General features: G+C 60.6%; 8 protein-coding genes and 5 pseudogenes. 9 read left to right on the plus strand and 4 right to left on the minus strand.

The genetic code is table 11. The features are described 5' to 3' along the window. Positions 1-327 precede the first annotated feature (327 nt). The 6 genes and pseudogenes from ACLP9N_RS32450 to ACLP9N_RS32475 all read left to right on the plus strand — a co-directional run bounded on the left by ACLP9N_RS32450 (position 328) and on the right by ACLP9N_RS32475 (position 9,840). A complete protein-coding gene (locus ACLP9N_RS32450; RefSeq protein ID WP_442411235.1) occupies positions 328-2,823 on the plus strand; it encodes a glycogen/starch/alpha-glucan phosphorylase in 2,496 nt (831 codons plus the stop codon). A gap of 31 nt (positions 2,824-2,854) precedes the next feature. After that, complete coding sequence (pgm, locus tag ACLP9N_RS32455; RefSeq protein WP_442411236.1) at positions 2,855-4,504, plus strand: phosphoglucomutase (alpha-D-glucose-1,6-bisphosphate-dependent); 1,650 nt, start codon at positions 2,855-2,857, stop codon at positions 4,502-4,504. A gap of 489 nt (positions 4,505-4,993) precedes the next feature. Then, positions 4,994-6,138, plus strand: a protein-coding gene (locus ACLP9N_RS32460; protein ID WP_442411237.1) for an IS3 family transposase whose coding sequence is annotated in 2 segments (ribosomal slippage) — positions 4,994-5,261 and positions 5,261-6,138 — 1,146 coding nt in all. Because the reading frame shifts where the segments join, the coding sequence is not laid out codon by codon here. 95 nt (positions 6,139-6,233) lie between these two features. Next, a pseudogene (locus tag ACLP9N_RS32465) lies at positions 6,234-6,369 on the plus strand (IS256 family transposase); the annotation flags it as partial. A gap of 178 nt (positions 6,370-6,547) precedes the next feature. Continuing rightward, positions 6,548-6,943 carry an MmpS family transport accessory protein gene (locus ACLP9N_RS32470; RefSeq protein WP_442411242.1) on the plus strand — a complete coding sequence of 132 codons (396 nt, stop codon included), beginning with the start codon at positions 6,548-6,550 and terminating at the stop codon, positions 6,941-6,943. Then, positions 6,940-9,840, plus strand: a complete 2,901-nt coding sequence (locus tag ACLP9N_RS32475) for an MMPL/RND family transporter (RefSeq protein WP_442411238.1) — start codon at positions 6,940-6,942, stop codon at positions 9,838-9,840. Before ACLP9N_RS32470 ends, ACLP9N_RS32475 begins: the two co-directional genes overlap by 4 nt. Before the next feature lie 83 nt (positions 9,841-9,923). Here the strand turns inward: ACLP9N_RS32475 and ACLP9N_RS32480 are convergent. Continuing rightward, positions 9,924-10,172 (minus strand): annotated as a pseudogene (locus tag ACLP9N_RS32480) (integrase catalytic domain-containing protein); the annotation flags it as partial. Between the two features lie 324 nt (positions 10,173-10,496). After that, complete coding sequence (locus ACLP9N_RS32485) at positions 10,497-11,759, minus strand: threonine/serine ThrE exporter family protein (protein WP_442411239.1); 1,263 nt, start codon at positions 11,757-11,759, stop codon at positions 10,497-10,499. Positions 11,760-12,148: 389 nt separating this feature from the next. Between ACLP9N_RS32485 and ACLP9N_RS32490 the strand changes: the two are divergent. After that, a pseudogene (locus ACLP9N_RS32490) lies at positions 12,149-12,439 on the plus strand (MMPL family transporter); the annotation flags it as partial. Positions 12,440-12,506: 67 nt separating this feature from the next. On the opposite strand, the pseudogene ACLP9N_RS32495 reads toward ACLP9N_RS32490, so the two are convergent. After that, positions 12,507-12,787 (minus strand): annotated as a pseudogene (locus ACLP9N_RS32495) (isochorismate synthase); the annotation flags it as partial. Beyond that, positions 12,784-13,374: an acid phosphatase gene (locus ACLP9N_RS32500; protein WP_442411240.1), complete on the minus strand. Its 591-nt coding sequence runs from the start codon at positions 13,372-13,374 to the stop codon at positions 12,784-12,786. The gene ACLP9N_RS32500 and the pseudogene ACLP9N_RS32495, both read right to left, overlap by 4 nt. A gap of 130 nt (positions 13,375-13,504) precedes the next feature. Between ACLP9N_RS32500 and ACLP9N_RS32505 the strand changes: the two genes are divergently transcribed. After that, positions 13,505-13,963 carry a hypothetical protein gene (locus ACLP9N_RS32505; protein WP_442411241.1) on the plus strand — a complete coding sequence of 153 codons (459 nt, stop codon included), beginning with the start codon at positions 13,505-13,507 and terminating at the stop codon, positions 13,961-13,963. A 244-nt stretch (positions 13,964-14,207) separates the two neighbouring features. Continuing rightward, positions 14,208-14,969: pseudogene (locus ACLP9N_RS32510) on the plus strand (phytoene desaturase family protein); the annotation flags it as partial. Between the last annotated feature and the right edge of the window lie 724 nt (positions 14,970-15,693).

Below are 15,693 nucleotides of genomic sequence, written 5' to 3' on the forward strand. Positions count from 1 at the left end.
CCGTCAGATAGAGGCTAAGAGCCACGCCTACGAGTTCGGTATCGACCCTGAGGAGATCACGAGTTGGCAGTGGCCATTCTGATAGGTAAAGCAATTTAAGTCATGAGTGAAGGATTGCCCGTGGTGATTTTCTCAAGCGGGCACATACTGCGCGTACTGACGGCGCGATGGCTAGGATTTGAACCTGCAGCCGGCAAAGTACGTTGTACTGAGCACGGCGAGCTTGAGCGCGCTTAGCTAGCTATGAATGCAATGTATCGCAGCCTGTTATTCAACTGTGGAACGAGACGAATCATTTAGCTTCCGAACGCTAGCAAGGAAAGAACAATGGCGGCATCTATCGAGCGTGCGACTTCCGATCTTATTGCAACACTCACTGCACAGTACGGTTCGGGCCCCGTAAATTTCTCGGGGTCCGACGAAGCGCTGTACGAGCGCCATCTGCTGTTCGACAGCATCGTGGATGCAAGCCAGGTCACACATCGTGAGCGCTATGAAGCCGTCGCGAGATCGGTGAGAGACGTCCTATCACAGCGATGGATACGTACCGAGCAAACCTACGAGAGCGAAAATCCTAAACGCGTTTACTACCTCTCGATGGAGTTTCTGCTGGGCCGGTCGCTAGCCAACAACATCACGAATCTCATGCTCGATCCTATCGCGGCACAACTTATCAAAGAGAAAAACATTGATTGGCTCAGCCTGCTTGAGCAAGAACCAGACCCCGGCTTAGGCAATGGCGGTCTGGGGCGTTTGGCCGCCTGCTTCCTGGATTCGATGGCGACGATGCAGCTGCCCGCGACGGGCTACGGGCTGCGTTACGAATACGGGATGTTCAAACAGTCCATAAAAAACGGTTGGCAAGAGGAACGCCCTGATCACTGGCTGTGTTACCCAGACCCTTGGCAAGTCGAGCGGCCCAGGGAAAACGTCGAGGTGAAGATGAACTGCTCTATCGAGATGAGCGGCGGAAGCTTACAAGCTTTGTCAGGTAAGCCCTCCAAGCTGTTCGGCATCCCACGTGATCTTCCCATAGTCGGTTATGGCGGCCAGACTATCAATTCACTTCGACTGTGGGCTGCCGGCGCGCCCGATTATTTTGATTTCCAGGAATTCAGTCATGGCGATTTCGTCGGCGCTCTTGCACAGAAGCTGGCCGCCGAGACACTGACGCGAGTGCTCTATCCGGACGATTCGACCGCCCTAGGCCAGGCATTGCGGTTCGTGCAGGAGTACTTTCTTGTTGCCTGCTCGCTTGCCGACATCATACGACGGTTCCGACGCAGTAACGCCGATTGGAGCATGCTTCCCGATAAGGTTGCGATCCAGCTCAACGATACGCATCCGACATTGGCGGTGCCGGAGTTGATGCGGATTTTGCTCGACGACGCAAAGCTGGGGTGGGACGAAGCCTCGGACCTCACCCGCGGAACGCTGGCGTATACAAACCATACGCTGCTGCCCGAGGCGCTCGAGAAGTGGCCGGTCGAGTGGTTTGAGATGCTGATACCGCGCCACCTGGAGATCATCTTTGAAATGGATCGAAGGTTGCTCGAGGACGCTCGAAAGCGCTTTCCAGGCGACGAAGGCCGAATAGCGCGCGTGAGCCTGATCGAGGACGGAGCCAGCAAACACGTGCGCATGGCCAACCTCGCCATCGTCGGATCGCATAGCACCAACGGCGTGGCAACTATTCACTCTGAATTGTTGCGGACAACGACGGTTAAGGATCTCGCCGAGATGTTTCCCGAGCGCTTCAACAACAAGACGAACGGGGTCACACCGCGGCGCTGGTTGCTGCTGGCTAACCCCCAGTTAGCCCGCACAATTACCGATGCGATTGGCGATAGCTGGATCACAGATCTTAGTGAGCTGGCCAAGCTGAAGCCGCTCGCCGAGGACAGAAGTTTTCGCGACAACTTCCGCATGGCTGCTCGCCAAACCAAGGTTGGCTTTGCTAATTGGCTCAAATCCAATACTGGACAGACGGTGGACCCGGACTCGATCTTCGATTGCCAGGTCAAGCGGATCCACGAATACAAGCGGCAACTGCTCAATGCGCTCCGGATCGTGGTCCTTTACAACCGCATTCGGGAGAACTCGAATCTCGAGATACCGCAGCGAACATTCTTGTTCTCGGGCAAGGCCGCGCCTGCTTACCAGCTCGCGAAGCTTATCATAAAGTTCATCAACAATCTGGCCGGCACGATAGACGGCGATCCATCGGTACGCGGCCGGCTCAAGGTGTTGTTTCTGCCGGAGTATGACGTATCGCTCGCGGAGCGGCTGATTCCCGCCAGTGATGTCTCCAATCAGATTTCGACCGCGGGCTATGAGGCCAGCGGTACGAGCAATATGAAGTTCATGATGAACGGGGCGTTGACGATCGGCACACGCGATGGAGCGACCATCGAGATGGCGGAGGAAGCGGGCGAGGACAATTTCTTCCTGTTCGGCCTGACTGCGCAGCAGGTGGCCGATAGCCGCGGCTGGTACGATCCGCATTGGCACTATGAGCATGAGCCTGAGACGCGCGCGGCGCTGGATCTTATCTTTTTCAACCATTTCAGCCGGCACGAGCCCGGCGTGTTCGAGCCGCTCCGCGACACGCTTCTGACGCACGGCGACTACTACATGCATCTGGCCGATCTCAGATCTTATCTGGAGGTGGATCGCAAGCTCGTCGAACTGTACTCGGAACCGGAAGAATGGACACGCAAAGCCATCCTCAATGTCACCGGCGCAGGAAAGTTTTCGAGCGACCGCACAATCGCCCAGTATGCGACAGAGATCTGGGACGTGAAGCCCTGTCCCGTTCGTTAATGGAGATCGCAAGCTCTTTGGAGCATCAGCTATGGTAGTCAGCCCACTTGCGGGTAAGCCCGCCGACCCTTCGATTTTAATCGACGTCTACAAGCTGGTGACCGCCTACTACACGGGGCAACCGGATCCATCCGCGCCCGAGCAGCGCGTGGCGTTCGGCACCTCAGGGCATCGCGGGTGCTCGCTCGACAACTCCTTCAACGAGGCGCATATCCTCGCGATAACCCAGGCTATTTGTCTTTACCGCAAACAGCAGAGGATCGACGGACCGCTTTATATCGGTTTCGATACCCATGCTCTTTCGGAACCGGCTTTCAGAAGTGCATTGGAAGTGCTGGCGGGCAATGGCGTCGACGTGATGGTCGATGCGCACGATAGTTATACCCCGACCCCGGTAATCTCGCATGCGATTCTCAGCTACAACCGCGGCCGCACGCGTGGTCTCGCCGACGGTATCGTCATCACGCCATCCCACAATCCGCCTCGATTCGGCGGCTTCAAATACGATCCTCCGCACGGAGGACCAGCGGACACTGATGTAACTCGATGTATCCAGGACCGGGCAAACGCCTTGATCGCGGACAGTCTCCGCGAAGTTGTGAGGATGCCGCTTGAGCGAGCGCGCACTGCTTCGACGACTCATAAACATGAGTACCTGGACTTCTATCTGAACGACCTCCACACAGCGGTCGACTTGCAGGCAATCAAGGAGAGCAAGGTTCACATCGGCGTCGATCCACTGGGCGGCGCCAGCGTGGGCTATTGGGACGCCATTGGCGATCGGTACGGCTTGAACCTTGAGGTCGTCAATCACTCCGTCGACCCGACGTTCCGGTTCATGACCGTGGACTGGGACGGCCAAATCCGAATGGACCCTTCATCGCCGTACGCGATGGCGCGCATGGTCGGACTGAAAGACCGATTCGATGTCGCGTTTGCAAGCGATACCGATGCCGACCGCCACGGAATCGTCAGCCATAGTCAAGGACTGCTCGAGCCGAACCATTATCTGTCCGTTGCGATTTCATATCTTTTCGCGAACCGACCACAGTGGTCGAAGACGGTCGCTGTCGGCAAAACCGTGGTCAGCAGCGGCATGATCGATCGAGTGGCGTCACACTTGAACCGTCGGTTGATCGAAGTGCCGGTCGGATTCAAGTGGTTTGTCGAGGGGCTGATCGATGGCACTGTCGGCTTTTGCGGCGAGGAGAGTTCTGGGGCGACATTTCTGCGGCGCGACGGCTCGGTTTGGACGACGGACAAAGACGGAATTGTTCCGAACCTGCTGGCTGCTGAGATCACCGCCCGCACCGGCAGCGACCCGGGGGAGCATTACCGCAAACTTACTGAGGAATTTGGCAACGCCTACTACGAGCGAGTGGACGCGCCCGCAACCGCGCAACAGAAAGAGCGGCTGGAACACCTCTCTCCTGACGGGGTCACTGCATCGACGCTCGCCGGCGAGCCGATTACAGACAAGCTGACCAAGGCTCCTGGCAACAACGCGCCGATCGGCGGTTTGAAAGTGATTGCCGCTAGCTGCTGGTTCGCGGCCCGCCCTTCTGGAACGGAAAGCATCTACAAGATTTACGCGGAAAGTTTCAAGGACCGAGCGCATCTGGATGCGGTCCTTCGCGCAGCCCAAGAGATCGTGAACAACGCGTTGGACGTTAGATCATGAAGGCTACTCAAACGCCCCACAATCTTGGGACAGAGCGTCTGACTCGATAACATCACGCGCGAGCTGCTCGATAGCGGCACTCTCAAGCGCTACCAGGCCGTGCACCCGCATGAGGCGCTGGTCGGGATCTTCGCAATGCTGCATGGCGCATCCAACGGCCAGATGCGCCTTCCGCGCCTCACTGACGTCGACACCGCTGCCCGCAGCATCCGGCTCGGAAACTGACCTCACCTGGTGCCGTTGGACCCGGCCACCTTCAGTGTGCTGCAGCGCCGCCTCGAACAGCGCAGCGGGCTTCGCACCGACAATCCGCATGTGATGGTCACTCGCGGTGGCGTGTCCCCGGTGAATGAGTCCGCCTTGTTTTAGAGTCCTGTGGCCCCGAGGTGGGGCCGGGAGGGACGATGAATCACATCCTGACTTTTATATAAAAGTCGGGTTTTAGAGTCCTGTGGCCCCGAGGTGGGGCCGGGAGGGACGATGAATCACATGGCTGGGCGGAAGAAGCATTCTGCTGAGGACGTCGTGCGCAAGCTGCGCCGTGCCGACGAACTGGCCGCGTCGGGCAAGACCAATGAGGAGATCGCTGCCGAGCTGGAGGTGTCGGCGGCGACGCTGTACAACTGGCGGCGCGCCTACGGCGGCATGGACATCGATGCCGCCAAGGAGCTGCGGGAATTGCGCGAGCAGAACTCGCGGCTCAAGCGGCTGCTGGCTGAAGCTGAGCTGGAAAAAGACGCTCTACGTGAGGTGGCCAAGGGAAAATTCTGAGCCCGGCCGCCAAGCGCCGTGCCGTGGACATGCTCAAAGAGGTGCTGGACATGTCGGAGCGGCTGGCGTGCAAAGCGGTCGGGCTGGCCCGCTCCACCTATCGACGGACTCCGATTGCGCTGACCCCGGCCGATCCTGACGCTGATCTGCGGCAATGGTTGCATACCTACTCCAAGGGTCATCCGTGTCATGGGTTCCGGCGGGCTTGGGCCGCGCTGCGCCATGACGAGCATCGTGATGTGAACCAGAAGAAGGTGCACCGCCTGTGGAAGGAAGAGGGCCTGCAGCGGCGGGTGCACAGCCCACGCAAACGGGTCGGCACATCGTCGGTGCCACAGGCAGCTGCCGATGCTCCGAAGGTGGTGTGGGCGTTGGATTTCCAGTTCGACTCCACTATCGACGCCAAGGCCATCAAGATCGCGTCGATGGTCGATGAACACACCCGCGAATCGCTGCTGAACATCGTGGAGCGCTCGATCACCGCCGAGCGCCTGATCGAGGACTTGCGCCGGTGTTTCGCCGCGGCCGGCGGGCCTCCGCTGGTGCTGCGCATGGACAACGGGCCAGAGCTTATTTCCCAAGCGCTGCAATCATTTTGCGCTGGACAAGTCGGACTCTGCTACATCCCGCCGGGGACGCCGTGGAATAACGCCTATATCGAATCGTTCAACAACCGGCTACGAAGGGAGTGCCTCAACCGCAATCACTGGACGAACCTGACCGAGGCCCGGGTGGTCATCGGCGACTTCAAGCATGAGCACAATCAGGGTCATCGCCACTCGGCGCTGGGTTACCTAACCCCCGCCGAGTACGCTGCCCGTTGCGGCCACACCCACCACCCCGTGGCCTGCGAGATCGACTGAGATCCGTATCAATCACAACCTGGCTCCAAAACCAGGTGGACCGACTATCGGGGACCTGTCACCGCGTTGGCGCGCCGGTTGGGGAAGGTATGCCCATGCTCAAGTTAGTTCACGACGGCAGCGATTCCGACGCGAACGGTGTCGCGGCGCTGGGTTCGTCGCTTTTGGATAATCGTCCGCGATGGCGCGCGTCAGATGCTGGCTGCGGCATTGCAGGCCGAGGTCGCCGCCCAGGAGACGACATCCATGCGCAGCTTCCAATTCCATCCACGAAAACGCCAATAGATCCATCCCCGAAGCTTGTCTCCAGTATTGTACAAATGTTTGGACGGTCGGGAGGAGTACTCATGTGAACGCGAGACCCAAGCGGCGAAATACCAAACGCCTCGGTAAGCTCTGGGCTCCCGCGGTGATCCTTGCTGTGCTCGCGATCGCCGGTTACGGCGTAAATACGGTTCGGGGTATGAGTGCGAACATTAGCCATCCGCCGGTGACGAGCACCATCCCCGCGACCGTCATACAGATCAATCCGAAGAACGTCAGCTACGAGGCGTTCGGCGACCTCGGCAGTGGCGGCAGAGTCACGTACGCGGATCTCAACAGCCGGCCCATCGAGGTCACCCTGGCGTCGCTGCCCTGGTCTATTTCGGAGACGACGATGTCGCCTTCGGCCACATTGAGCCTCGTGATGCAGGTCGACGGCGATGCGGCCGGCTGTCGCATTCTGGTCGACGGCAAGGTCCGCGATGAACACCTCGTCTCCCATCCGAGCGCCGCAGTCGCGTGCACGGTGACCGCAGCATGACCGGTTCAACGCCGAATACACACATGAACACTGGTGACGAGGTCAAGCGGCCGTTCTTTCCGAAACTGGCCCGCAAGCTGGCATTGCCGATCTTCTTGTTCTGGGTGGTGGTCGCTGCCGTGGTGACGGTGTTCGTGCCCTCGCTCGAGAAGACCGTCGCGGCCAACGCGGAGGCGCTGGTCCCGCGGGATTCGCCGTCGTCGCAGGATGCGGTCGTCGAAGGCCGCGCGTTTCACGAATCCGACTACACCAGCGCCGCCGTCATTCTTTTGGAAACCGACGGCCGCAGGCTGGGCGACCAGGATCATCGGTACTACGACGAGCTGGTCCGCCGGCTACTGCACGACAAAGAGCATGTGCAGTCACTGCTGAACCTGTGGGGAAAGCCGGTGACGAAGTCGGGACAGCAGAGCGCCGACGCTGAGGCCGCTACGCTGACCGTCCGCCCAACCGGCGACACAGGTGAAGCCTCCGCGAGTCGGTCGATTGCCGCTGTTCGAGACATTGTGGCGAAGCTTCCAAGACCGAGCGGCCTTAACACCTACGTAAGCGGACCGGGTCCGCTCAGCGCGGATACGGACACCGCGGCCACTGACAGCATGACCACGCTCACCATCGTGTCGGTCATCGTCATCATCATCATGCTTCTCCTGGCTTACGGTTCGGTGGGCAGAGCTCTTATACCGCTGGTGGGTGTGCTCATCATCTTGGCAACGGCGCGTGGCGTCGTCTCGTTCCTCGTCGGGAACCGTATCCTCGGCATCTCGTCGTTCGCGATGAACATGCTTGTCGCTTTGGTTCTGGGTGTCGCCACTGACTACGGCGTATTTTTTGTCGGCCGATACAACGAAGCGCGTCGGACAGGACAGGATCAAGAATCTGCCTACTACACGTCGGTTGCCAAAACATCGCACGTCATCATGGGGTCGGGTCTCGCTATTTCCGGGGCGACTCTCTGCCTGAGCCTCACCAAGCTCAATTACTTCCGCACCCTCGGGCCGCCCTGCTTTGTGGGCATGGTTGTCGCCGTCCTCGGCGCGCTCACCCTCGGTCCTGCCATGCTCACGCTGGGCGGCCGTATACCGTGGTTGCAGCAATCGAAAACCCCGGGCCCCATGTGGCGTAGATTAGGCACTGCTATCGCCCGGTGGCCGGCAGCGATGATCATTGTCGCCGCACTTGCCATACCGCCGTGCATTTTGCTTCTCACCACCTATAAGGTGAGCTACAACGACCGGGATTTCGCACCCGCCAGCGTCGAGTCCGTCAAAGGATACGCGGCCGCCGATCGGCACTTCCCGAAGAGCCAGCTGTCCGTCGACTCCGTTTACGTGCAGTCGGATCACGACATGCGCAATACGACCGACTTGATCACGTTGGACAGGATCGCCAAGAACGTTCTCCGGGTTCCGGGCATCTCGATGGTGCAGGGCATCACCAGGCCGAACGGCCGGCCCCTAGAACATGCGTCACTTCCCTTCTCGATGGGCTCCATGGGAACGAAGATCGGCGAGAACCTCAACTTCCTCAGCGATCGGGCAGCCGATATCGACAAGCTGGCAGCCCACATGGGGCAACTCATCGACGAAACGAACCGATTGGAAGACCTCACCAGGCGATTAGAAGATCTCACCAGGCAACTCACGGTAGGCACCCACCTCTCGCGCGAAGCGACCGAGCAAATACAGGCAATATCCGATGAGGCGCGAGATAATCTGTCGAACTTTGACGATCTTTTCAGGCCTCTGCGAAACTACTTTTATTGGGAGAAGCACTGCTTTGATATCCCGATATGCTGGGCGCTGCGGTCGCTAAATGAGACGACCGATAACGTTGACCAAATAAGTGAACAGATGGTGAATTTGGTGAAGGGCCTCGCCATTATCGACACGGTGACTCCGCAGATGGTACCCCTCATCCACGCCATGGCGGAACACATGGGAACCATGGCGAAAGAAATGAGAGCCATGCAGTCACTGACGTTGGCCACCCAAAGCACGATGCATGCAATGATCCCGCAGTTGGACGTCATGATTCGTCCGATGGTCGACATGGCGCAAGCATTTGATAACGCGAAAAACGATGACTTCTTCTTCTTGCCGCCAGAGGCGCTCGAGACGGACGATTTCAAGGTCAGTCTCGATTTCTTTATGACTCACGACGGCAAGGGTGCCCGCTTTTTGGTTTACCACACAGGCGAGGCCATGAGCCCGGAAGGCATCACACAGACAAGGAATGCGTCATTCGCCGCCGGAGAAGCCCTCAAACAAACGGCGCTGTCGAATGCAGACTTGTATGTGGCGGGTGCCGCCTCGACCTACCGCGATGTTGAGGACTTCTCGCATAACGACCTCATCATTATGATGCTGGCGACGTTTGGGTTGGTGTTCATTATTGTCTTGGTTCTCACCAGGGCCCTCATTGGTTCAATCATAGTACTCACCACCGTCGTTCTTTCGTTTGCTTGCGCGTTGGGGTTGGCCGCCTTTATGTGGGAGACCTTACTGGGGATAAAACTGCACTGGCTCAACATCCCGATCGCATTCATCGTCCTTGTTGGGGTGGGCTGCGACTACAACCTGCTCATGCTGTCCCGGTACAGAGAGGAGCTCAGCGCCGGCATTAAGACCGGCATGATCCGGGCGGTAGGCGGCTCCTTAAACGTGGCAGTCACGGCAGCCCTAGTCCTTGCCGGCACAATGCTGGCGCTTCTTTCCAGCGATGTCAGACAAATTGGCGAAGCCGGGACCACTATCGCTCTCGGATTGGTTTTCGACATGTTCATCGTGCGGATCTTCTTGGTGCTGCCGCTCGCCCGGTTGCTTGGTCCGTGGTTTTGGTGGCCCCAAAGGGTTCGAGTTCGAAGTCGCCCTAGAGCTGATATTTCTGCGGTTTGAGCTCCTTTAACCCCGGCAGATTCAGGCGGTCGCTGCAACAAAAGTTGACGGGTCCACGGTCGCCGCACTCATTGCCTTCAGCTCGCCAATGCCTGCTCGGTGGCAAACGGCCGGTCAAGATCACCGGCCTGGGCCAGCAGCGGCAACCAGGCTTCGAGCATGACCACCAGGTACTTGCCGCACGGCATGCCCATCAACGCCCACACATGCACCAACAGCGCCCTGGCGTCGTCGCTGAAGCCCCGCGCCCGCAGCGTGCGCCCATCGACCTGATCCTTCGGATCCGGAAGTCTGGGGCCGGTCAACATCCGCCGGGCTGTCGAGCGGCCCATCCCCGTGGTGGCCACCACCCGATCCAAAATCTTGCTCTTCTCACACCTTCGACGCCCTGCCGTACTGGGTACGCAGCTTGTTCGTCACCTGCCGTCTCGCGGCCATATCGATCTTGCCCCTCCACATCGGGCAAGCCTCCCGGGCTACGCGCTCAAACTACGCGAGGCACCACCACCTGCCACGCGCTCAAACTGTGTGAACGAGCGGCAACAAGGAAAAGCTGGTACAGGCGAGCCGATCACGCATGCGCCAGGCGCATCCACTGCCCGGCCGCATCTCACCAAAAACCGCCGACGACCGCTCGAGATCACCGATCCACGGATTCAGGCCTTAGTTCTGCGGTGTTTGGTTCGAACAGCTTCGCGCAGCTGGCGGTAACTGCGCCACATCAGCAGCCCAACCTGCATGCCCAGCGCTATCGTCATCATCGAAACCAGCAAGACCGTGAGCGCGGCTACGCTATTGGCTTGGATGAGCTGTGTGACGCCGATCACGCCGATCGAACCCGGGACAAGCAGCCAGAAGCCGGGCAACACCAGCGCAGCCAGTGATGGTGTATTGGGCCGCTCCGAGATTGCGAGGCCACAAAGCATCAGCGCCAGCCCGCCACCGAATCCACCAGAGTAGTCCCCGAATAACGCATTCCCCACAAACTGGCCAGAGTAAGCGATGAACAGCATCACCAACAGCCACGGCAGGAACCGCACCGGGGGACCGGAGTGGAGGAGCACGCCGACTGCGTAGACGGCCACACCCACCCACGGCGCCCACCAGCCGAACTTGTTCAGCGACGCGCCGGCCAATTCAGGCGCTGTCACACCGACGAGTCGCGCGGCAGCGACGACGCCTAACGCCAGCTGTCCGAAACGCAGCAATCCGGCGACAAGCCGAGACGAGCCCGACACGATTTCTCGCGTGCTCAGTTCTATAGTCGCCAACGTGATCGCGGTACCCGGCAAAAAAAGCACCAGCGGTGGTGTCAGTGCCCGCAAACTGTCTTCACCCAGATGCCAGTGCCGCCCGACCGTGAAGACAGCCACGGCAACCAGGAATGCGCTGACCGTAGGCAGCAATTCCCCGGCTGCAACGCTGAGCCGGCCAACTAGACCCAACGCCCCGACAAGGCTCCCGAAGACCGTCGCCGCCAGCAGCGCAAGCGGCGTGGGCTGCAGAATCAGGGCGAAGGCAGCGCTTTGCGTCGTGTACCCGATCACTCTGACCCACACCGGAAAGCGCGGCCGCAGAGCATATATGCGGTCGAGTTCGGCCGCCCCCTCCTTGGCGCCGATTTCGCCATGCTCGACGCGATCGACAAGGCTAGCCAGAAGAAACGTCTGGTCAAATCGCAAATCGCGATCGGCGCGTACGACGCGGATGGTGGTGCCCGCCACGTGATCAGATCCACCAAGGTGGACATAGTAGGGTAATAGTAGGACCTGGTTGGTTAGCCCGTACCGGCTGCAGGCCGAATCTAGGATCTGCCGCACGAGCCCGATGGGATAGCTAGCGGCGATCATCGCCCCGCCCAAATTGGCGAGGAAATTGACAGCCAGCGTGTCGGAAACGTCGTGAACCTGATCAGTCATGCCATACATCTGATTGGGAGCGAGCCGGGCCCAAGGCGCTCGCGCCAGTGCGAAATCCCGGTCATTCCGGTCTTCGGCACCTTGGCGTTATGCCTCAAGCACCTCAACCAACATGTCGGCAGCGCCCTGGCACACATACTGGCCACGCCAGTGTTGATATTGGTGCGGTATCGGGTCATGGTCTTCTCCCTACCACGCTGCAGTCTTTCAGATTTGCGTGGCGATGTTGATGATTTCGCACGGCCAACATGGTTTGCGGCCAGCGCGGCCTGCTGTTCACGCCACCGACGACACGCCATCCGCGCGGTCGTCGTTGCCGTCGCACCACATAACGTGTCAGCGGTCATGTAATTCCCCAGGTGTAAGGGGTCGTCCGTCACGTAATTCCTCTGATCCGGACGATCGGCAGCTCCGGGAGCGTGGTAATCACCGCAGCCTTTGCCTTTGCCTTCACAATGTTGGCGCTCATGTCCAGCGATGTCGTGAACATCGGCCAGGCAGGCGCAACTATCTGTATTGGACTGATTTTCGATATGCTGTTCGTGCGGCTATTTTTGGTGATGCCGCTCACCCGGCTACTCGGCCCATGGTTTTGGTGGCCCACACGGATTCCAAGTCGCCCCAGAGTCGGGGCCTCGACAAAGTCCCTTTCGCCGGGGCCGATGCCCGGGGCCGGTTGATCTCATCCAGCGGGCATTCAACGATGCGGCCGGTGAGGTTGTGCAGCTCGACCTGGTGCCGCAGCTCCAGGACATCTTCAGGCGTCGGGACCCTCGCGGCGATGCGCACCGGGGCAGGGGGCCGGTCGGCCAGTCGGGCAGCGCACCGGTGCGCCGTACGGTGCCCGGCACCATCAGCGCGGCGGGCGCGTTTACATCGAAAGGTAACGCGCCCAACAGTATTGGCGCCGCCCCCGAGCGCAGCGCCGCCTCCACCGCCGGCACGTCGCAGAAGCGCGCCTGCACCCCGTCGGCAACCAGTGCCGCTCTCCGCCCGCATAGCGCGAAGGGCGGTTCGCTCGGTCTCACTTAATGATCAACCCGAGCGCACCAAGCTGTCGCAACCCGTGCTCGAACCCACAGATCGCGATCGAGGCAGTAAGCATGGCGAAACCGCTACCCTCGACGAGCGGCCGCCCGAGCCAGCGCGTGATCACCGCGCGGGAGAAGTGACCATGGCTGATGAACACCACGTCGCGTGACGCCAGGTGCTGTAGCGCCAACGCGACGGCGCGGTCAGCGCGATCGGTGACCTGCGCGACGCTCTCACCGCCGTGGCATCCATGCGTCCACACCAGCCAATCAGGTTCGGTTTCGCGGATCTGCGCGGTCGTCAGGCCTTCGTAGGAACCGTAATCCCATTCCGCGACCAGTGGAGATATTTCATCGATGGTGATGTCGGCCAACCTGGCCGTGTCCAGAGTCCGTTGGCGCGGGCTGCTGACCACCAACGGGTGATCAAGTTTGACTTCACCGAGAACCCGCCCAGCGATCATGGCCTGCGCCCTCCCGGTATCCGTCAGCTCGATCTCGGTGCGACCGGTGTGCCGGCCAGACGTCGACCACTCGGTCTCCCCGTGTCGGAGCAGCAACAGCCGGTGGCTCTCCACGCCCATGCCGACCGATTATGCCAGACAGTCGCGATTCGTCCCGCGGCACGGGGGAGAAGGTGACCTTCTCGCTGGGGCACGATCCCGACAAGCCCGCAAGTTCGCCCCGACCGCCCGCAACTACGCCGTGGCCCGGTTGGCCGGCGATGTCGGGCTGCGCATCAACGAGGCCTGCATGCTGGATCTGAACGACGTGCGGTGGGAGTTGGGCCGGTTCGGCAAGCTAAATGTTCGTTACGGCAAGGGTTCTCGTCGCAAGGGTCCCAAACCGCGGCTGGTGCCGCTTATCAACGGCGCCGACCGCAGCTTGTGCTGGTTCATCGAGAACGTCCTCGGCTTGTTCGGCATCGAGCCGTCCGGGCACGGCACGCCGCTGTTTCCGTCCGAACGCAAAAACACCGATGGCCCAGCACGATTGCGGAGGCCAAATCGTCACAGTGACGTATCTCGAAGGAGTAGCCGGGAGAGGACGGAGGCGCGGTCGGTAGCACCCAGGCTCGCCATAGCGTCACTGCAGGGTCACGCGAAGGTCAGGGTTGAACGAATACGGAACAGAAAGAGTGAGAAGACCGCGGCCGCGGAACAGAAAGAGTGAGAAAAGCGCAGATAGATTGAGAAGGGACAGCGGGACTCTGGCAGTTCACTAAGATGGGCTACGCGGAAGCCTGTGTGCTGCAACGGGTTTCGTCGATAAGCGACCTTATGTAAGATAGCGGCTGATATAGCCTGCTTCCCAACCCATTTCGTATGCCGATAATTTCGGTCTGGTCTCACCCTAGTTGGCCCTTTCGCAGATGATCTGGCACGCGGCGGATTCGCGGCCGGATCTGTGTTGGATGCGCACGGCACAGGGACGGGCACTATTTGGCGGCGTCGCCGCACACCCGTTCCGGCCACTGCACTACCCGATGACCTCAGCGATTGGGCTCGGCATCCTCACCGCCGGACACCGCCACGGCTGGCCGGTCGCCGAGGGCGGGTCGGCGTCGATCACCACCGCGCTGGCCGCGAGGCTCACCGACCTGGGTGGCAAGATCGAAACCGGCGTCCCCATCCAGGCGGCCTCCCAGCTACCGCCGGCCGACGCCACCCTGTTCGACCTGGCCCCGGAATCGGTCGCAGCCATCCTCGCCGACCGGCTACCGCCCCGAATCCAGCGTGCCTACAGCCGTTTTCGCCGCGGGCCCGGCGCGTTCAAAGTGGACTTCGCCGTCGAGGGTGGGGTTCCGTGGACAAACCCGCACGCCCGCCGCGCCGGGACCGTGCACCTGGGCGGCAGCTTCGCCGAGCTGGCTGCCGCCGAACGCGACGTCCATGCGGGCCGGATGCCGCAGCGGCCGTTCGTCCTAGTCGGCCAGCAGTATCTAGCTGACCCACAACGCTCGGTCGGCGACATCGACCCGGTGTGGAGCTACGCCCACGTGCCCAACGGCTATACCGGCGATGCCACCGCGGCGATCATCGCCCAGATCGAGCGGTTCGCACCAGGATTCCGCGACCGCATCGTCGGTCAGGCCGCGCGGACAACCACCGATATGCCCGCATATAACCCAAACTTCGCCTGCGGCGACATTATGACTGGTTTCTCCAGCGTCGCCGAGTGGTCGCCGTCGAAGTAGTCCCAGGTCGGGGCGTTTGGCGGCAGCGGCGGGTTTGTCGTTGTCGGCAAACGGCGAGTCCCGTCGCCTTTCGGCCACCGGCATCCGCTTCTTGGGCATCCTGTCCCCGCCGAGGGATTCCGCCCCTCTTACGATCGGCCTACCGGACCGACTCGGCCCGGACCCCGACGAGGTTTCCACGTTCCACGCACACGAGACACGACCGGGGTGGGTGCCCCCTATACCCCGAGACCAGCGGTGTTCCCACGACCGGCTCTCACTGCCCGGTCGCCGCTTGCCGCCCCTTCCAGCGGCCAGGCCCTATCACCCAGGTATTCGTCCCGTCTTCCAGGGTTAGAAATAACGAGGCATCATCAGGGGTTCACTCACGTTCACCCGTCCGGCCTTCCCCTCGCCCGGTTGCTCCCCCAGACGGAACAGGGGCCCTTAGGCTTCTACCCTGGGCTTCGCACCCCAACGGACAAGACCCGTCGACGCACGCCGGGGCGGGGATCGATCCTGAACACTGATCGAGAACTAGCACCCCGCAGAGCCGGCCTCCAATCTGCGGGTTCATTCGCTTTGCACGACCTCGTTTCGCATGAGAACTTTCCTTACTGGTATCCGGGTCGTGTGCTATCGTCTGAACCGCGGCGTCGGTGTCCTTAATCGAAACCGGTGCCGGCGCGAAGAATTGCATGTCCTCGCGCACGAACATTCGTTGCCG

Source organism: Mycobacterium sp., from assembly GCF_052144515.1.
GTDB lineage: Bacteria > Actinomycetota > Actinomycetes > Mycobacteriales > Mycobacteriaceae > Mycobacterium.